This is a genomic window from Paenibacillus sacheonensis (assembly GCF_009909195.1).
In the GTDB taxonomy this organism is placed as follows: domain Bacteria; phylum Bacillota; class Bacilli; order Paenibacillales; family Paenibacillaceae; genus Paenibacillus_Z; species Paenibacillus_Z sacheonensis.
Map to the genome: position 1 here is coordinate 301,630 of NZ_JAAAMU010000004.1, position 18,409 is coordinate 320,038.

Annotated in this window: 17 protein-coding genes; all 17 read left to right on the top strand. The window is 53.3% G+C overall.

Annotated elements, in window-relative coordinates:
* Positions 1-2: 2 nt before the first annotated feature.
* The 17 genes from dpsA to GT003_RS09560 all read left to right on the top strand — a co-directional run bounded on the left by dpsA (position 3) and on the right by GT003_RS09560 (position 18,269).
* On the top strand, positions 3-902 hold the full coding sequence (gene dpsA / locus GT003_RS09480; protein ID WP_161696842.1) for a dipicolinate synthase subunit DpsA: 900 nt from the start codon (positions 3-5) through the stop codon (positions 900-902).
* On the top strand, positions 899-1,486 hold the full coding sequence (locus GT003_RS09485) for a dipicolinate synthase subunit B (protein WP_161696844.1): 588 nt from the start codon (positions 899-901) through the stop codon (positions 1,484-1,486). The genes dpsA and GT003_RS09485 overlap by 4 nt, the downstream gene beginning before the upstream one ends.
* Positions 1,487-1,573: 87 nt before the next feature.
* Positions 1,574-2,599: an aspartate-semialdehyde dehydrogenase gene (locus GT003_RS09490; protein WP_161696846.1), complete on the top strand. Its 1,026-nt coding sequence runs from the start codon at positions 1,574-1,576 to the stop codon at positions 2,597-2,599.
* A 72-nt stretch (positions 2,600-2,671) separates the two neighbouring features.
* Positions 2,672-3,886 carry an aspartate kinase gene (gene dapG / locus GT003_RS09495; RefSeq protein WP_161696848.1) on the top strand — a complete coding sequence of 405 codons (1,215 nt, stop codon included), beginning with the start codon at positions 2,672-2,674 and terminating at the stop codon, positions 3,884-3,886.
* A 149-nt stretch (positions 3,887-4,035) separates the two neighbouring features.
* Positions 4,036-4,902 (top strand): 4-hydroxy-tetrahydrodipicolinate synthase, encoded by an 867-nt coding sequence (gene dapA, locus GT003_RS09500; protein ID WP_161696850.1) that lies wholly within the window; start codon positions 4,036-4,038, stop codon positions 4,900-4,902.
* Positions 4,903-5,358: 456 nt separating this feature from the next.
* The gene (locus GT003_RS09505) at positions 5,359-7,038 is read left to right on the top strand and encodes a ribonuclease J (protein ID WP_161696852.1); all 1,680 of its coding nucleotides are present in this window, start codon (positions 5,359-5,361) and stop codon (positions 7,036-7,038) included.
* A 201-nt stretch (positions 7,039-7,239) separates the two neighbouring features.
* On the top strand, positions 7,240-8,010 hold the full coding sequence (locus tag GT003_RS09510; protein WP_161696854.1) for a ClpP family protease: 771 nt from the start codon (positions 7,240-7,242) through the stop codon (positions 8,008-8,010).
* A complete protein-coding gene (locus tag GT003_RS09515; protein WP_161696856.1) occupies positions 8,007-8,231 on the top strand; it encodes a YlzJ-like family protein in 225 nt (74 codons plus the stop codon). The genes GT003_RS09510 and GT003_RS09515 overlap by 4 nt, the downstream gene beginning before the upstream one ends.
* Positions 8,232-8,513: 282 nt before the next feature.
* Positions 8,514-10,940, top strand: coding sequence for an FtsK/SpoIIIE family DNA translocase (locus tag GT003_RS09520; RefSeq protein ID WP_420831424.1), 2,427 nt, complete (start codon positions 8,514-8,516; stop codon positions 10,938-10,940).
* Positions 10,941-11,037: 97 nt separating this feature from the next.
* Positions 11,038-11,832, top strand: coding sequence for a spore cortex-lytic enzyme (sleB, locus tag GT003_RS09525; protein ID WP_161696858.1), 795 nt, complete (start codon positions 11,038-11,040; stop codon positions 11,830-11,832).
* A gap of 131 nt (positions 11,833-11,963) precedes the next feature.
* Positions 11,964-13,244 carry an EF-P 5-aminopentanol modification-associated protein YfmF gene (yfmF, locus tag GT003_RS09530; RefSeq protein ID WP_161696860.1) on the top strand — a complete coding sequence of 427 codons (1,281 nt, stop codon included), beginning with the start codon at positions 11,964-11,966 and terminating at the stop codon, positions 13,242-13,244.
* 4 nt (positions 13,245-13,248) lie between these two features.
* A complete protein-coding gene (gene yfmH, locus GT003_RS09535; RefSeq protein ID WP_161696862.1) occupies positions 13,249-14,535 on the top strand; it encodes an EF-P 5-aminopentanol modification-associated protein YfmH in 1,287 nt (428 codons plus the stop codon).
* A 14-nt stretch (positions 14,536-14,549) separates the two neighbouring features.
* The gene (ymfI, locus tag GT003_RS09540) at positions 14,550-15,281 is read left to right on the top strand and encodes an elongation factor P 5-aminopentanone reductase (RefSeq protein ID WP_161697305.1); all 732 of its coding nucleotides are present in this window, start codon (positions 14,550-14,552) and stop codon (positions 15,279-15,281) included.
* 130 nt (positions 15,282-15,411) lie between these two features.
* Entirely contained in the window at positions 15,412-15,663 is a 252-nt protein-coding gene (locus GT003_RS09545) for a DUF3243 domain-containing protein (protein WP_161696864.1), read from the top strand.
* 193 nt (positions 15,664-15,856) lie between these two features.
* Positions 15,857-16,621 (top strand): DUF3388 domain-containing protein, encoded by a 765-nt coding sequence (locus GT003_RS09550; RefSeq protein WP_161696866.1) that lies wholly within the window; start codon positions 15,857-15,859, stop codon positions 16,619-16,621.
* 39 nt (positions 16,622-16,660) lie between these two features.
* Entirely contained in the window at positions 16,661-17,656 is a 996-nt protein-coding gene (locus GT003_RS09555; RefSeq protein WP_161696868.1) for a helix-turn-helix domain-containing protein, read from the top strand.
* A gap of 124 nt (positions 17,657-17,780) precedes the next feature.
* Positions 17,781-18,269, top strand: a complete 489-nt coding sequence (locus tag GT003_RS09560; protein WP_161696870.1) for a YajQ family cyclic di-GMP-binding protein — start codon at positions 17,781-17,783, stop codon at positions 18,267-18,269.
* Positions 18,270-18,409: the final 140 nt, after the last annotated feature.

Below are 18,409 nucleotides of genomic sequence, written 5' to 3' on the forward strand. Positions count from 1 at the left end.
TTATGCTGACAGGAGTTCAGGTCGTGCTGCTCGGCGGCGACGCTCGGGGACTGGAGGTCATCCGGAAGCTGACCGAGCTCGATGCAACGGTTACCGTCGCTGGATTCGACCAGCTGCATTCGTCCTTGGACGGCGCAGTCAGGGCCGAAATGAGCGATGAACTGTTCGCCAGTGCCGATGCGCTAATATTGCCGGCGGTCGGAACCGACGACGAAGGCCGAATCTTAGCCGTTTTCAGCGACCGCGAGCTGGTGTTAACCGACGAATACGTTTCTAAGCTGCCGAAGCATTGCAAGGTTTACGCGGGCATGGCCAAACCTTTTTTACGTGATCTTTGCCAGAAGCACGCCATTGAATTGGTAGAACTGTTCGACCGCGATGACGTAGCGATTTATAACTCGATACCGACCGCGGAGGGCGCCGTCATGATGGCGATTCAGAACACGGATATTACGATACACGGATCTTCCTGCATGGTGCTCGGAATCGGTCGGACCGGTCTTACTTTAGCTCGGACTCTGCAGGGTCTTGGGGCGAAAGTGAAGGTCGGCGTGCGTCGTGAAGAGCATTTCGCGAGGTCCTTCGAGATGGGCTTCGAGCCCTTCTACATCAAGCATTTGCTGCAGTATGTGGGCAATATTGACTTGCTTTTTAATACAATTCCGACTATGATAGTCACAGCGCAAATTATAGCAAATTTGCCCTCGCGAGCGGTCATTATCGACCTTGCATCCAAGCCCGGCGGAACGGATTTTCGCTTTGCCGAGAAGCGCGGAATCAAGGCTCTGCTTGCCCCCGGCCTCCCAGGAATCGTCGCACCCAAAACAGCTGGACGCATCATAGCGGATTGCTTAAGTCGATTGATTATGGAAGATACCAGGTTACGGGGGAATGAGCAATGAAATGGCAAGGCAAAACGGTGGGCTATGCGCTCTCCGGTTCTCACTGTACGTTTGCAGAGGTTATGCCGGTCATCCAGCGGTTTGTGGACGAGGGAGCGAATGTGGTTCCGATCGTAACGCAGACGCTCATTACAACGGATACCCGGTTCGGAACCGCAGAAGAATGGCAACGACAGCTGAAATCCATTACGGGAAACAACATCATTTCGACAATTGTCGACGCAGAGCCCCTGGGGCCATCGAAACTGCTCGACGTACTCGTCATTGCTCCCTGCACGGGCAATACGACCAGCAAGCTTGCGAATGCCATGACGGACAGTCCTGTTCTCATGGCGGCCAAATCGCAAATGCGGAATCAACGTCCGCTTGTGCTGGCCATCTCGACGAATGACGGGCTTGGCTTGAATGCGGCAAATATCGCGAAGCTGCTTGTTTGCAAAAACGTATATTTCGTTCCGTTCGGCCAGGATAATCCGATTCAAAAGCCGAATTCGCTTGTCGCCAGAATGGATCTCATTCCTGAGGCTTGCGAGGCTGCTTTAACCGGCCAACAGCTTCAACCGATGCTGGTCGAACGCGCTTAACCAATTCCAATCCTTCGCAATATGCAAATGGAGCTATCCTTGACATAAGCTTTTGAGGGGAGACGACAACCAATTTCACAGCAGAAGATGTTTAACGTCGCCGTTGTCGGTGCGACAGGCGCAGTAGGGGAACAGATTATCGGGTTGCTCGAGAAGCGCGATTTTCCGATCGCAGCGCTTAAATTACTTTCCTCGGCACGTTCGGCAGGGAAGAAAATCACGTTTAAAGGCAAGGAATATACAGTCGAAGAAGCAACACCGGAAAGCTTCAAAGGCGTTGAGATCGCTTTGTTCAGCGCGGGCGGCGATGTGACTCGTGCACTTGCCCCCCATGCTGTGGAGCATGGGGCGGTTTGCATCGATAATACGAACGCTTACCGCATGGATCCGGACACGCCGCTTGTCGTCCCGGAATTGAACATCGACAAGGTCAGCGAACATAGGGGCATAATTGCGAATCCGAACTGCTCCACGATCCAATTGGTTGCAGCATTGAAGCCGATTCAGGTTCGATACGGCATTTCCCGGATTATCGTTTCTACGTATCAAGCCGTATCGGGTGCAGGCAGCCGCGCGATTGACGAGCTGCTTCGCCAAACCCGAGCCGTGCTTGACGGCAATGACGTCAATCCTGAACTTTTGCCCGTCGGAGCCCTGCCGGTCAAACATCAGATCGCGTTTAATGCCATTCCCCAAATCGATAAATTCCAAGAGAACGGCTATACGTTGGAAGAAATGAAAATGGTTCGCGAAACGAAAAAGATCTTGGACGACGAGTCCATTGACGTCACCGCGACCTGTGTTCGAATTCCAGTCGTATACGGCCATTCGGAATCGGTATATGTAGAACTTCAAAACGATTACGAACTGGAAGACGTCAAGAAACTGCTTGCTGAAGCGCCAGGCGTTGTGCTGGCCGACGACCCTGAAGGGCAATTGTACCCGCTCGCAACAGAAGCGGCCGGCAAGCCCGAAGTTTTCGTTGGTCGACTGCGCCGTGACCTGGGTCATGCACGCGGCCTCAACTTATGGATCGTATCGGATAATCTGCTCAAAGGCGCAGCATGGAATGCTGTCCAAATCGCAGAATATATCGCAATCGAGAAGCAGTAATCTTCACAGCATGAGCAGGTTGTCAAGCGTGACGATTCGGCGGGCTTCACAGTCGGATACGGAGGTTTGACAATGCGCATCCTCGTACAAAAGTTCGGCGGCACTTCGTTGTCATCGGATGAAGGCAGGCAACTGGTCATCAAGCATATCCAACGAGAACGGCAACGACAGTACGGACTAGTCGTTGTCGTCTCTGCAATGGGGCGGAAGGGCGATCCGTACGCAACGGACACGCTGCTGGCGCTCATCGCGCAGCACGGCGATTCTTTGCCTGCCAAGGAGAAGGATATGCTCCAAGGCTGCGGCGAAATCATATCCGCCTCGGTTCTTTGCAGCCTGCTGCGTGCCCGTGATATACCTGCCGTTGCCCTTACGGGCGGCGGAGCGGGAATCATAACGGATCACCAGTTCGGCAAGGCGCGAATATTGGAAATCCGCACGGAGCGCATGCATCAGGCGCTGCGGGAAGGTCATGTCGTTATCGTGACCGGTTTCCAAGGGGTTACGGAATCAGGAGATTTCACAACTCTAGGCAGAGGCGGGAGCGACACGTCGGCGACGGCGCTGGGCGCGGCGCTGCATGCGGAGCGAGTTGATATCTATACAGACGTGAACGGGATTCTTACCGCGGATCCCCGAATCGTCAAGGATGCTAGGGCATTATCCGTCATCAGTTATTCGGAAGTGGGCAATATGGCTAGGCAAGGCGCGAAGGTCATTCACCCGAGGGCCGTTGAAATCGCACAGCAGGCGCGTATTCCGATTCGCGTTCGTTCTACCTTCTCCGAGGATGAAGGTACGCTCGTAACGGATTTGGCGGACGTGTTGAACGCGTCATCGGTACGAGACAGGCATGTGACGGGCGTCGCGCATGTCAGCGGCGTGACTCAAATTACCGTTCAAGCGCAAGAGGGACCTTCCGATGTACAGTTGCAGGTGTTTCAAGCCATGGCCAAACATCATATCAGCGTCGACTTTATTAACGTGAATCCAGGCGGAGCGGTGTATACCGTTTTCGACCATGATGCGGACAAAGCCGTTACGGTACTGCAAGAGATCGGCTACATGCCGAAAGCCGTGAACGGATGCGCCAAAATATCCGTGATCGGCGGAGGCATGAACGGCGTTCCCGGCATCATGGCGCGAATCGTTGAAGCGTTGACTGAACAAGGGATACCGATACTTCAGTCCGCGGATTCGAATACGACCATCTGGGTCTTGGTGCAGGAAAGCGATATGGCGATTGCGCTTCAGGCGCTGCATGCCAAGTTTTCGCTGCATGAATAAGGATAGGCTGTTCTTTTTACATGCTTGCGATGTTGAATGCTGCTTCGCAAAATGGAGATTATGCTTACGATACGAATTTTGCTGCGCAAAATTCAAGATTATGCTTACGATGAGAATTTTGCTACGTAAAATTCGGAGGAGGAATCGTTTTGGATTTCGGACGTTTAGTCACTGCCATGGTTACCCCGTTCTCTGCGGACGGTTCGATCGACTGGGACACGACAGGACGGTTAGTGGAATATTTAATCGAGGATCAACTGAGCGATAGTATCGTAGTTTGCGGTACGACGGGCGAATCTCCGACTTTGAACGACGAAGAGAAGCAGGCCATGTTCTCGTTCGTGGTCAAACAGGCCGGGGGCCGCTGCAAGGTCATTGCGGGTACGGGCAGCAACGATACGGCCCATTCCGTGCATTTGACGAAAGTCGCCGAACAATGCGGCGTGGATGCGATACTGCTTGTTGCACCGTATTATAACAAACCGACGCAAGAAGGACTTTATCAGCATTTTAAAGCGATTGCGGAATCGACCGCTTTGCCGGTCATGCTATATAACGTGCCGGGCCGGACAATCGTGAGCCTATCGGCGGCGACGACGCTTCGTTTGGCTCAGCTGCCTAACGTCATTGCAACCAAAGAATGTGCTTCGCTGGATCAAGTGGCGGAAATCGTTGCAGGTGCGCCTGATGGTTTCCTCGTATACAGCGGAGATGACAGCGCTGGGCTGCCGGCTATGTCCGTCGGAGCTTACGGCATCGTGAGCGTTGCCAGCCATGTCGTAGGCAAACCGATGAAAGCGATGATTCAGGCTTATTTGGAAGGTCAGGTTGCCCAAGCAGCGAAGCTGCATGGCGAGAATCTTCCGATTTTCAAAGGTCTGTTTGAATTGCCGAATCCCGTTCTCGTAAAGGCGGCACTAGCGCTCCGCGGATTACCTGTAGGCGGCGTGCGTCTTCCATTAGTAGCCGCGGATGAGAGTGAAGTTGCAGCGCTTCGTCATTTATTGACCCTTTGATGATTGCCGCTTCTCAGCAAATAGCAGCTGCGTTTACCAAAAACCGGTGCGCTTGCATCGGTTTTTTGTTTGAGTTTTTGCTTTTTCGTGCAAGCCCTTATTAAGCCAATATGGACAAGCCTTACCTGTATATCAAGAGGAAAGCGTTCACACTTCGCGTGTCGTCTCAAAGCGTTGATCGTAACCGTTACTTGTGTTTCTTAATTTCAATCATGTATAATGGATGCAAGTGACGGTGTGCGGCAAAATTTAGAAAAAGTGTAACGCCTAGGATTGGCGTTCGACATGCACTAGTTATGAATTACATGCAGCGGCGTTCCCGAGGGTGGAAACAGCTGCCATGTAATTTGCGTTCGGACTATAAAAAACAGATGAAACGTAGTGTCTCTACCTGCTATTTTTTGAGCAGGCGGGGTACATCTTGTTTCGTACTACGATTAGGAGGTATGGATTCACTTGTCTAAGAAGAATATCCAGGATAAGCTGCTTGTTTTTGCACTAGGCGGCGTTGGTGAAATCGGAAAGAACATGTACGTCGTTCAATACGCAAATGATATCGTTGTGGTAGATGCAGGCCTTAAATTCCCTGAAGAAGATATGCTCGGTATCGATATTGTCATCCCAGACATTACGTATTTGACAGAGAATCGCGATAAAGTAAGAGGCATTCTGATTACGCATGGCCACGAGGATCACATCGGTGGACTGCCTTACGTTCTGAAGCATCTAAATGTGCCGCTGTATGCGACGAAGCTGACGCTTGGTCTCATTGAAGGCAAATTGAAAGAAGCGGGACTCCTCGGAGAGACGAAGCGTATTCTGATCAATGCAGAGAGCGAAGTACAACTCGGCGCGATCAAAGCTTCCTTCTTCAAAACGAACCACAGTATTCCGGATTCGGTCGGCGTTTGTTTGGACACGCCCGAGGGCACGGTCGTGCATACGGGCGACTTTAAGTTCGATCATACGCCGGTTAATAATCAATACGCGGACTTGCAGCGGATTGCCGATATCGGCCGCCGCGGCGTGTTGGCGCTTCTGTCGGACAGCACCAACGCGGAACGCGCGGGCTTTACGCCGTCCGAGAGCAATATCGGTTCGGAGCTGGAGGATATCTTCCGCAAAGCGACGCAGCGTGTCGTAGTGGCAACGTTCGCTTCCAACGTGCATCGTATTCAGCAAGTCGTGAATGCGGCAACCGCAACGAAGCGCAAGATCGCCGTCGTCGGACGCAGCATGGTCAACGTCGTAACGATAGCTTCCGAGCTGGGTTATTTGAACATTCCGGAAGGCACGATTATCGAGCCTGAAGAGATTAATAAGATGGCAGCCGACCGTGTAGCCGTGCTTTGTACGGGCAGCCAAGGCGAGCCGATGTCCGCACTGACGCGTATGGCACGCTCTACGCACCGGAAGATCGATATTATGCCGGGTGATACCGTTATCATCGCAGCGACGCCGATCCCTGGTAATGAGCGCTATGTAGGACGTACGGTGGATGAACTTTTCCGTCTGGGCGCGAAAGTCATTTACGGTCCAGGTTCTGTTTCCGGCGTTCACGTTTCCGGTCACGGCAGCCAGGAAGAGCTCAAACTGATGCTTAACCTGATCCGTCCGAAGTACTTCATTCCGATTCACGGTGAATACCGGATGCTCCGCCAGCATGCTTTGCTCGGTGAGGCTGTAGGCATTGAACGCGAAAATATTTTCGTCATCGATAATGGCGATACCGTGGAGTTCCAAAGCGGAGCGGCGCGTAAAGGCAGCAAGGTGCCTGCAGGCAATGTTCTGATCGATGGCTTGGGGGTCGGTGACGTAGGCAATATCGTCCTTCGCGACCGGAAGCTGTTGTCGCAGGACGGCATTCTAGTGGTTGTTGTTACGCTCAGCAAGCAAGACGGCGCGATATTGTCCGGTCCGGATATCATTTCCCGCGGTTTCGTCTATGTGCGCGAATCGGAAGGCCTGCTTGAAGAGGCGAACCGGATCGTAACCTCGACGCTGCATAAACTGATGAACGATAAAGTCAATGAATGGGCGTCGCTCAAGACGAACGTGAAGGATGCGCTCGGCCGTTTCTTGTACGAGCAGACTCGCCGCCGTCCGATGATTTTGCCGATTATCATGGAAGTTTAATAGTCCCGACTACGTAAATTAGACGGTCTTTGGCTAAGCGCAAGCTTACGCCGAAGGCCGTTTTTTGGTGCGCAATTCGGAAGTGTCGACCGAGAGAGCATGCCGTTCTTTCTAGACCCTGCATAAATCCCTAGACAGATTCCATACTATGCAGAGCCAGCCATGGCAATGCATAACAAGCAGAACGAAGGAGGTCAGGAAATGTGGGAAGAAACTTTCAAATCCGAGCAGCCGGAGCCGCCGGCCGGAGAGCGTAAAGTGCAGATCGGCAACCCCGTCGTTGAAGCGATACAGCAGCTGGGAACGACGCAGACGCCGACAGCGGAATCCAATATATTTTGCATGACGATCATCGGTCAGGTAGAGGGCCATCTCGTGCTGCCGCCGCAAAATAAAACGACCAAGTACGAGCATTTGATTCCTCAACTGGTAGCCGCGGAGCAAAACGCAAAAATAGAAGGCATCATGATCGTCCTGAATACGGTCGGCGGAGACGTAGAGGCGGGTCTTGCCATCGCAGAGATGATCTCTTCGTTGACGAAACCGACGGTGACGCTCGTATTGGGCGGCGGGCATTCCATCGGCGTACCGATCGCGGTTGCCGGCAATACGTCCTTTATCGCCGAAACCGCAACGATGACCATTCACCCGATTCGGTTGAACGGCCTCGTCATCGGCGTTCCGCAGACGTTTGAATACTTGGATAAAATGCAGGAGCGGGTCGTGAGGTTCGTGACATCGCATTCCAATGTGACCGAGGAGACATTCAAGGAGCTCATGTTCAAAACAGGCGAGCTGACGCGCGATATCGGCACGACGGTCATCGGCACCGACGCGGTTAAGCATGGGCTGATCGATAAGGTTGGCGGAATCGGACAGGCGCTTCGCGAGCTTAACCTCCTGATCGAGGCGAGGAGGCAATCGATGGGAACGGCAGCGGCGACGGCGGCAGCGGGAGGGCTGACGCAATGACGATTTATACAACGATGCCCATGGAGCTTGTATTCGAAGGCATTCATGAGCAGCCTGGCCCTTATGTATCCGTTCAAGTCGGGGATGTTCGCCTGCAAATCGAAGCATTATCGCCGGGCATAGGACGGATCGTGAGGCTGATGGATGGGCCGTTGGATGCCTATTTGCGGCCGGAACTCACGCCCGGAACGGTGGTAGCTTACGGCCCTTCGGCGCCGTAAGCGGCGCCGCTGCTGGATAATAGTAACACATCGTACCCTGCTCCTATGGTATAATAAGGACCAGAGGTGACGATTTTGGCTAAGAAAAAGAAGAGAAGAAAGAGCTCAGTCGGGACGAGCCTTAAATACGAAGTATACGGAATCTTGCTTATTACGGTCTCTGTTATCGCACTGTCGGGGGAAGCAACGGTCGGCCGTGCATTATCGAAGTTATTCGGACTTGTATTAGGCAAGTTCTATTTTGTATTGGCGTTAGTCGGGATTTACGTCGGATTAGCCGTGATGATTAAGCGTACGTGGCCTTCGGGCTGGTCGAGCCGCAAGACGGGCGTGCTCCTGCTTGTCCTGGCATGCACGTTATGGAGCTCGATGGCTGTCATGGATCAGAAGACGGAGCCGACGGGGGGCTTATCGTCCTCGTTCATTTTATCGCAGCTCGGAAGCGATATTCGCGGTTCGCTCATGGAGCCATCCGCGGAAGATCAGCTGAACGGGGTCGTGCACTCGGCGAGCGGCGGTTATGCAGGCGCGATTCAATACACCCTGCTGTACTGGCTGTTCGGTTATTTCGGCGCGAAATTCATTATGATCGTCATGTTTGCCATCTCGGTCATGTTGATGACGGGCAAATCCTACGTGGATTTGCTGCGGTCCATGCGTGTCCGCGGCGGCAGATTCTGGTCCCTGCTTCGAATGAAATTCGCTTCTAGACGCCAAGCGTTGGCGACATCGGGATCTAGGGCGGCAGTCAAGCCCGTCGTGGCCATGGACGATTTGGACGATGATGACGATGACGATTACGCAGTGACGATGAACGCTCGCGCGCGGAAGAAGCGCTCCCCGATATTTTCCTGGTTTAATGACGTTTCGAAGCCGAATGAGCACGAACAAAGCGACGGCGATAACGAATGGCAGCTCGTAGACGACAATGCCGGCGAAGCCTTCGACGGCAAATCAGATCGTTCTTCGGCTGTATGGCAGAGCGACGAGGAAGATGAGCCGACTTCCGAAGCATGGCAGACTTCTGTTCATAACGGAGATACGGCGGTTGACGAGTTCCCCGCTTCCAACCCGCAGTGGACGCCAATGGAACCCGATCCTACTCTTCGACATGCAGGCGAGACGCCGGTCGATTTGGGCGATGAAGGGGATGACGCCGATAACGATCCTGACGAATTCGCAGAAGCAAACGTACAGTCGCCTCCGCGCAGTCCGGCCATCGCTTCTCCCGACGAAGAAGACGGAGTAGACGGTCCGGGAAGCATCGTCAAGCCTCCGACGGAGAAGCCGTATCTGCTCCCGTCACTCGCACTGCTGCAGAAACCGAGCGGCGGGGGCAAGTCGGGGGACAGTGCGGATTCCGTTGAATCGCGGCGCAAGCTGGAAGCTACGTTGGAAAGCTTCGGCGTTCGCGCGAAAGTGCTGGATGTCGTACGCGGTCCGGCAGTGACGCGCTATGAAGTGCAGCCGGCAACCGGCGTCAAGGTCAGCCGCATCGTCGGCCTCACGGACGATATCGCGCTTGCGCTCGCCGCGAAGGATATCCGGATGGAGGCGCCGATTCCCGGCAAATCCGCGATCGGCATAGAGGTGCCGAATACGGAGGTATCCATCGTCACGATGCGCGAAGTGATGGAGACGCCTTCGTTTCAGAATGCAACGTCACGGATGTCCATTGCGTTCGGCCGCGACATTTCCGGACAGCCGATCGTCGGCAATTTGGCCAAGATGCCCCATTTGCTCGTTGCCGGAGCGACGGGTTCGGGGAAATCCGTTTGCATTAACGGGATCATTACGAGCATCTTGTACAAAGCAAGACCGGATGAAGTGAAGCTGCTCATGATCGATCCGAAGATGGTAGAGCTGAACATGTATAACGGGATTCCTCATCTATTGGCACCGGTCGTTACGGATCCTAGGCGCGCATCGCTAGCGCTTAAGAAGATCGTCGTGGAGATGGAGAAACGGTACGAATTGTTCTCGAAATCGGGTACGCGTAACATCGAAGGCTACAATACGCTCATGGCAGAGAACCCTTCCGCCGTCCTGCCGTATATCGTCGTCATCGTCGACGAGCTAGCCGACCTGATGATGGTTGCGGCCAACGACGTGGAAGACGCCATCTGTCGACTCGCTCAAATGGCGCGTGCTTCGGGCATTCATCTGATCATCGCTACGCAGCGGCCATCCGTCGATGTCATTACGGGCGTCATTAAGGCCAATATTCCTTCCCGCATCGCTTTCGGCGTCTCCTCGCAGGTCGATTCCCGTACGATCCTGGATATGGCTGGCGCGGAGAAGCTGCTGGGTCGCGGAGACATGCTCTTCCTGCCTGTGGGCATGTCCAAGCCGATCCGGGTCCAAGGCGCGTTCCTCTCCGATCAAGAGGTAGAGGCTATCGTAAACTATGCCCGCGGACAAGGAGAAGCGGAATACAAGGAAGATCTCGTTCCGGAGATCGATGACTCGGTTAACGAGAACGAAGAGATATTGGACGAACTGTACGAACAAGCCGTCCGTATCGTCATCGAAGCGAAGCAAGCGTCGGTATCGCTGCTCCAGCGCCGCATGCGCATCGGTTATACGCGCGCCGCAAGGTTGATCGACCAGATGGAGGCGCGTAGCATCGTCGGACCGTACGAAGGCAGCAAACCGCGTGAAGTGCTTCTGACGATGGACCAGTACGAGGCCGGAAGGATCAGCTCATAATCCAAATGCATGCATAGTTGTTCCCTCGTTTTCTCATAATAGGAATATGCTTCGCTTGCTTTGCAAATCCAATTGCAAGAGAAAGGCAGATCCTAAGATGAGAAATCGTTTGATCGCGGTGACGATGGTCATCGTTCTTCTGTTGTTCGGCGCATTCACACTCAAGAACGCGCATTTCGGCAAAACGACCGAGACGTTCAGCAGCGCAATTCTGAAGGTCGGTTCCTCGGGCAAAGACGTGACGGAGCTTCAAGGACGGCTCAAATTCCTGGGCTATTTCGACGGGAAGATCGACGGACAGTTCGGTTCCGGCACTAAGCAAGCCGTGACGTGGTTTCAGTGGAAATTCGGCCTGAAATCCGATGGCATCGTCGGTGCGAAGACGAAGTTGAAGCTATGGGAGGCGACCAAGAACTGGGCGCCGTCCGCAGCCGATAACGCCGGTTCGACTAACGCAGGCGGAGGGACGGCATCCGGCGGATCTACATCCGGCGGGAACGCATCCTCGGACGTAACCAAGTCCAACAACCTCGGGCTATCCGCCAATGATCTGAAGTTGATGGCCAATGCCGTGTATGGCGAGTCCCGCGGCGAACCGTACATAGGTCAGGTGGCGGTCGCGGCCGTTATTCTGAACCGCGTGAAGTCGCCAAGCTTTCCGAATACGGTATCCGGCGTTATTTTTCAGCCGGGAGCTTTCACGGCCGTCGCCGACGGGCAAATTTGGCTGACGCCGAACGAGAATGCCAAACGAGCGGTGCAGGACGCACTGAACGGGATGGATCCGACCGGCGGATGCATCTACTACTTCAATCCGGAGACGGCGACATCCAAATGGATTTGGTCGCGCCCGCAGGTGAAGACGATCGGAAAACATATTTTCTGCATGTAGCATTCGGCCGAAGCAGCCCGCCAATGAGCGCGGGTTGCTTCTTCCATTTCCGATCGGGTAGAATGTGAATAGATCGATGGGAATTGGAATAGATTGACTTTATATATTAGAGCGGAAGGGGACGTGAACGCGTGAGCAACACGTCATTTCAACGAGGTCAGTTGAATCGCATTCGACTGCATGTGCTGCCGACCAAACGTTTCAAAACCTTTTCTATTTCTTTGTATGCGGGACTGCCGCTTCATGAGTCGACCGTTACATCGGCGGCATTAATTCCTTTCGTGCTGCGAAGAGGGACCGCTTCCACGCCGGAGACGATCGCATTCCGCGAACGATTGGACGAATTGTACGGCGCGGGCTTCGGCTTTGACGTCTACAAACGCGGGGACGCCCAAATTATCCAGTTCCGCATGGATGTCATCAATGATCGATTCGTTTCATCGGACCAACCGCTGTTGGCCGCATCGCTGAAGTTGCTTGGGGAAGTCGTTACGGATCCGGTTATGGACGACGGCAAACTCCGCAGCAAGTACGTCGAAGCGGAGAAGCAAACGCTGAGCAAACGGTTGGAAGCGATCATTAACGATAAGATCCGCTACGCGGCCGAGCGCTGTCTGGAGGTCATGTGCGAGGATGAGCCGTACAGGCTTCATCCGCTGGGTCGCATGGAAGACATCGGCGCCATTACACCGGTATCGATCACGCAAGCCTATCACGAGTGGCTCAAGACTGCCGCGTTTGATCTCTATGTCGTAGGGGACACTTCGTTGGACGAAGTAAAAGCGCTCGTTGCCGAAGCTTTCCGTCAAAATGAAGGCGAGCCGGCTGCATACAGCTTGCCGCAGGTAGGCATACCGGTCAAAGAAGTGAAGAACGTCGTCGAGCGCATGGATGTCACCCAGGGCAAATTAAATCTGGGACTCCGAATCCATGCAGCCTATGGGGACGACGATTATCCTGCCGCGCTGATGTACAACGGGATACTGGGCGGTTATCCGCATTCCAAGCTGTTCCTCAACGTTCGGGAGAAAGCGAGTCTCGCGTATTATGCGGCATCGCGCCTGGACGGCCATAAAGGGATTTGTACGATCCAATCCGGCATCGAGTTCGGCAACTACGATAAAGCGAAGACCATTATCCAAGAGCAGCTGGAAGAGATGCGCAGCGGCTCGTACAGCGAGCTTGAGATGAATCAGACCAAGGCAATGATCGCCAATCATTTGCGGGAGCTTCAGGATTCCGCGAACGAAATGATCGGCTTCGATTTTAATGCGGTTCTGTCCAAACGCGAGCGCACCGCCATGGGGCTGCTCGAAGAGGTTCAGGCCGTTACGGCCGAGCAGATCGCGGCGATCGCGCGCAAAACCGAGCTGGATACGATCTACTTCCTGCGTGATAGAAAGGAGGGCTGAGCCGATGGAAACGTTAGCTTACCCAGGCGTTCAAGAGACGTTATACCGCGAACTCATGCCGAACGGGCTAGAGGTGGTCGTACTTCCGAAGCAAGGCTTCAGCAAGACGTACGCCACGTTCTCGACCAAGTATGGATCCGTCGACAATCGTTTCGCGGTCGGCAGCCAGGAGCCCATCTCGGTACCGGACGGCATCGCCCATTTCCTGGAGCACAAAATGTTCGAAGAGCCGACGGGCGATATATTCGCAACCTTTGCTTCGCAAGGCGCGTCTGCTAATGCGTTCACGAGTTTTGACCGCACGGTGTATTTATTCTCGGCTACCGAGCAGATTGAAGCCAACTTGGAGACTTTGATCGATTTTGTCCAAAATCCTTATTTTACGGACGAAAACGTAGAAAAAGAAAAGGGCATTATCGAGCAGGAGATCAACATGTATCGCGATAATGCGGATTGGCGCGTTTATTTCGGGCTGATCGATGCGCTTTATCACAAGCATCCGATCCATATCGACATCGCAGGCACGGTGGAATCGATTCGCCAGATCGATAAAGAAACGCTTTACCGCTGCTATGAAACGTTCTATCACCCGTCCAACATGTTTCTGTTCGTTGTCGGCGGAGTAGAACCGGAAGCCGTCATGAAGCTCGTTCGCGACAATCAGGCGCGCAAGACATTCGAGCCGCAGGGCGCCATCGAGCGTTTCTTCGAACCGGAACCGGGCACCGTGAAAGAACCGATCAAGAAGACAGCGCTGCCTGTCTCGATGCCGAAATGCATGATCGGCTTCAAAGAGAGTCGCGGCTCGGACGATCCGGAAGAAATGCTGCGCACGGAATTGACCATGAAATTGATGCTGGATGCGCTTCTCGGTTCGAGCTCGCCGATTTACCACGCGTTGTACGACGATACCTTGATTACCGATTCATTCGGACATGAGTTCAACAGCAGCGAGGATTATGCGTTCTCCGTCATCGGCGGCGAAACGCGCGATCCGGACGAATTGCTGCGCAGGCTGCGCGAAGCTATCGAAGCCGCCCAAGCGAAAGGGCTGGACCAAGAAGCCTTCGAGCGGACGAAACGCAAAAAAATCGGCGGTTACCTTCGTATGCTCAATTCCCCCGAAGCGATTGCCAGCGAATTTACCCGTTACCGTTTCCGCGGTGCCGACCTGTTCAAGCTGCTTCCGGTCTATGAAGAGATCACGCTCGAAGAAGCCAATGCCCGGCTTCGCAGTCATTTTGACTGGAGCCGAATGGCCGTTTCGATCGTGGCGAAGGACGAGGTGTGAAAACATTGAAGGAAATGACGGTGCTCGTTACCGGGGGAAGCCGCGGCATCGGCGCAGCCATTGCGCGCCGATTCGCGGTGGAGAATATGAACATCGTCATTCATTATAATCAAGCGCATGAGGCTGCGAACGAAACCGCTCGCAGCTGCATGCGGCTTGGCGCCGAGAACGTGCTTACCGTATCGGCGGATATTCGCTCTCGGGAACAGCTGCTCCGCATGCGGGAGAAGCTGGAACTGCGGGGCATGCTGCCCGATATCGTCGTCAACAATGCGGGCGTCGCGCATTATTCCATGCTTGCCGACGTCACCGACGAGATATGGGATGATGTCATGAACGTCAACTTGAAGGGCATGTTCCTGTGCACGCAGATCTTTATGCCTGGCATGGTGCAGCAGCGATTTGGACGCATAATTAACGTATCTTCGATTTGGGGATTGTCCGGCGCCTCGTGCGAAGTGTTGTATTCGACGAGCAAAGGCGGCATGAACGCCTTTACGAAAGCGCTGGCAAAGGAACTCGCTCCATCCGGCGTAACCGTGAATGCGGTAGCGCCCGGCGCTGTCGATACGGTCATGTTGGACAACCTTAACGCCGAGGAGAAACAGGCGCTGGAGTCGGAAATACCGGTAGGCCGCTTCGCGCAGCCGGAAGAAATCGCTTCGCTCGTTTATTTTCTCGCCTTGCCGGAGTCTGCATATATTACAGGCCAAATCATCAGTCCGAACGGCGGCTGGCTGACTTAACGGCATAACGGAAGGCCTTATAGCTACATTTATTTGCACGACATCGCAGCGAAGAATAAATTCCGTCCCTTGCGTTAACAATACGGTTGTTGCTGATCAACAGCCAACACGCAAAGGAGGAACAACACCAATGTCAAACGTCCTTTCTAACTTCAGTTCTTGGAAAGAGTTTCTGTCGAGCCGCGTGGAACAAGCGAAAGACATGGGTTTGAACGAAGACACCATTTCAAACCTTGCTTATGAGATTGGCTCTTTCCTGGACGAGAAAGTCGATCCGAAAAACGAACAACAACGGACGCTCAAGGAACTATGGGATGTGGGCGATGAATCGGAACGCAAAGCGATTGCTGGCCTGATGGTCAAGCTTGTCCAAAAATCGTAGCCTTTCTGGAAAAGCCTCCCCCGCGGAGGCTTTTCTGTAATGTTTGCATTGGAGTTGCAGGATATTGACGAATATTGTAGAATAAACTTTTTATAGCTTCCTTCCTGTAAACTTCTTTTCGATACTTGCTGAATTCATATTCACGATCATAACCCTTTTATTCATGAAATCATTCCTCCAGCTGAGGTGGCATATGGAATTTAAACAATGGTATATGGAATACAAAATACATAAGAACCGTCCCGGCCTGCTTGGCGATATCGCGTCGCTGCTCGGTATGCTCGAAGTCAATATCCTTACCATTAACGGGGTCGAGAACCGTACGCGCGGCATGCTGCTGCAAACCAATGATGACGAGAAAATCGAAATTCTGGGGCGCATGCTCCAAAAAGTCGACAACATTACCGTGCTGAAGCTTCGCGAGCCCAAGCTCGTCGACATCCTCGCCGTGCGGCATGGACGCTACATCGAACGCGACTCCGACGACCGCAAGACGTTCCGTTTCACGCGGGATGAGCTCGGCATGCTGGTTGACTTTCTGGGCGAAGTATTCAAGCGCGACGGCAATCAGGTCATCGGCCTTCGCGGCATGCCGCGGGTCGGGAAGACGGAATCTATTATCGCCGGAAGCGTATGCTCGAATAAACGCTGGACCTTCGTATCCTCGACGCTGCTGAGACAAACGGTTCGCAGCCAGCTCTCCGAGGAAGAAATGACGCCGAACAATATTTATATCATCGACGGGATTGTCAGCACCATTCGCTCCAACGAGAAGCATCACGCGTTATTGCAGGAGATCATGGCGATGCCTTCTACCAAAGTTATCGAGCATCCGGATATTTTCGTGAAAGAATCCGCGTTCGAATACAGCGATTTTGATTATATTATCGAGCTTCGCAATACGCCCGACGAGGAAATCTCGTACGAATCGTTTACGATGGGCTTCAATGATTTCTAAATGACGAACTAGTTGGCAAAATGACAAGGAGGTGTGGTCATGTCGGATTTGGGCGCATTGCTTAAGAAAGCGAGGGAGCAGCGAAACCTGTCCTTGGACGATATCCAGGATTTGACGAAAATCCGCAAACGATATCTTGAAGCGATCGAGGAAGGCAATTACAGCGTTCTGCCGGGTTCCTTCTACGTGAGAGCTTTCGTGAAAAATTATGCCGAGTCCGTCGGGCTTGATGCCGAAGAGGTACTGCGGTTATATAATAAGGAAATTCCTTCGGGCGTGCCCGAGCAGCCAGTCATCGAACCCGTTCAGCGGCCGCGCCGAGCGCAGACGCAGACGTCCGACCGCGTCAGCAGATGGGGCTTCCGGGTATTGATATGGTCCTTTTTGCTCCTTATCATCGTGCTTGTTTATGTTTTCGCGATCAAACAGCCGAATGATAACCAAGTCGATTCCGCGGATCAAGGTAAAATGACGGATCAGACGACGCCGCCTGCAACGAACCCGGATAAGGGAACGGTGAAAGACGGGGAAGGCAATACCGCGACGGATGGAGAGAACGGAACCAACGGCACGAATGGCAACGCCGGTACGAATGGCACGAATGGAACGGACCAGACGCCTCAGGAGCCTGATGCACCGGTGGAACCGCCGCCTGCGACGACGACGTTAACGCTGGATAAAACAGTCAGAACGACGGATTTCTATAATGTTTCTCCTGGCGGCAAGCATAACCTGGAGATAAAATCGACGGGACATGCCTGGGTCGGCATCTATCAAGGGACGAGCACTCACGGCAAGATGCTGCTAAGCCAAACCATGGAGAACGGCGTGACCGCAACGGTGGAAGCGGAAGGCCAAGTGTTTATATCCATTGGTCGGGCTGATTTCGTGGATGTCACGGTTGACGGCGTGCTTATAGACGACGGCAATAAGTCTGGCGGCTCGCGGAAATTGCAATTGAACCCGGTTGAAGGCGATGCCGGAACGGCGGATCAGACTACGACCGATTCCGGAAACGCGGCCGGTACACAATAAGAGCCATTAAGATCGGGGCATCGGGACTGAAGCAATTCGGTCCTGGATGCCTTTTCTTGTGAAGCGCGATACGTTATAATACGTGACATGTAATGGATTAGGATAATTAAAGGAGCTGTTGCGCATGGCTGAACATTCATTCGACATCGTATCTAAAGTCGATATGCAGGAATTAAACAATGCGATTACGCAGGCGGAGCGCGAGATAGAAACTCGCTTTGACTTTAAAGGAACGAAGAGCAGCTTCGCCCTGGAGAAGAGCGATCTCGTCGTCGTCTCGGACGATGAGTACAAGCTCAAGAGCGTCGTCGATATTTTGCAATCCAAGATGATCAAACGCGGCGTGCCCATCAAGAACATGGAGTTCGGCAAGATTGAAGCGGCTTCCTTGGGAACGGTCCGCCAAAAAATCAAGCTGAAACAGGGGATCGAGCAGGATAGCTCGAAAAAAATCAACGTTCTGATCCGGGACTCCAAGATCAAGGTGAAAAGTCAAATTCAAGGCGATTCGATCCGGGTTACCGGCAAAAGCCTCGACGATCTTCAAGCTGTCATGGCGCTTCTGCGAGGCGCGGATTTGCAAATCGACCTGCAATTTACGAACTACAAATAAGTCCCAATACGGCGTTAAGCGTACATAGAACGAGGTCCCTTTCGCTGCGCGAGACGCGGCTGAACGGGACTTTTTCCAGTTTTGACACTGCCTAGACCTTGTATTATACTTGGTTAGATAGCTTTTCGGAGGGGTTTGGG

Excerpts from the sequence above, each read along its gene's own strand:
- dpsA (WP_161696842.1), top strand. The coding sequence starts at position 3 with ATGCTGACAGGAGTTCAGGTCGTGCTGCTCGGCGGCGACGCTCGGGGA.
- GT003_RS09485 (WP_161696844.1), top strand. The coding sequence starts at position 899 with ATGAAATGGCAAGGCAAAACGGTGGGCTATGCGCTCTCCGGTTCTCAC.
- GT003_RS09490 (WP_161696846.1), top strand. The coding sequence starts at position 1,574 with ATGTTTAACGTCGCCGTTGTCGGTGCGACAGGCGCAGTAGGGGAACAG.
- dapG (WP_161696848.1), top strand. The coding sequence starts at position 2,672 with ATGCGCATCCTCGTACAAAAGTTCGGCGGCACTTCGTTGTCATCGGAT.
- GT003_RS09510 (WP_161696854.1), top strand. The coding sequence starts at position 7,240 with ATGTGGGAAGAAACTTTCAAATCCGAGCAGCCGGAGCCGCCGGCCGGA.
- GT003_RS09515 (WP_161696856.1), top strand. The coding sequence starts at position 8,007 with ATGACGATTTATACAACGATGCCCATGGAGCTTGTATTCGAAGGCATT.
- GT003_RS09520 (WP_420831424.1), top strand. The coding sequence starts at position 8,514 with ATGATTAAGCGTACGTGGCCTTCGGGCTGGTCGAGCCGCAAGACGGGC.
- sleB (WP_161696858.1), top strand. The coding sequence starts at position 11,038 with ATGAGAAATCGTTTGATCGCGGTGACGATGGTCATCGTTCTTCTGTTG.
- yfmH (WP_161696862.1), top strand. The coding sequence starts at position 13,249 with ATGGAAACGTTAGCTTACCCAGGCGTTCAAGAGACGTTATACCGCGAA.
- ymfI (WP_161697305.1), top strand. The coding sequence starts at position 14,550 with ATGACGGTGCTCGTTACCGGGGGAAGCCGCGGCATCGGCGCAGCCATT.
- GT003_RS09545 (WP_161696864.1), top strand. The coding sequence starts at position 15,412 with ATGTCAAACGTCCTTTCTAACTTCAGTTCTTGGAAAGAGTTTCTGTCG.
- GT003_RS09550 (WP_161696866.1), top strand. The coding sequence starts at position 15,857 with ATGGAATTTAAACAATGGTATATGGAATACAAAATACATAAGAACCGT.
- GT003_RS09555 (WP_161696868.1), top strand. The coding sequence starts at position 16,661 with ATGTCGGATTTGGGCGCATTGCTTAAGAAAGCGAGGGAGCAGCGAAAC.
- GT003_RS09560 (WP_161696870.1), top strand. The coding sequence starts at position 17,781 with ATGGCTGAACATTCATTCGACATCGTATCTAAAGTCGATATGCAGGAA.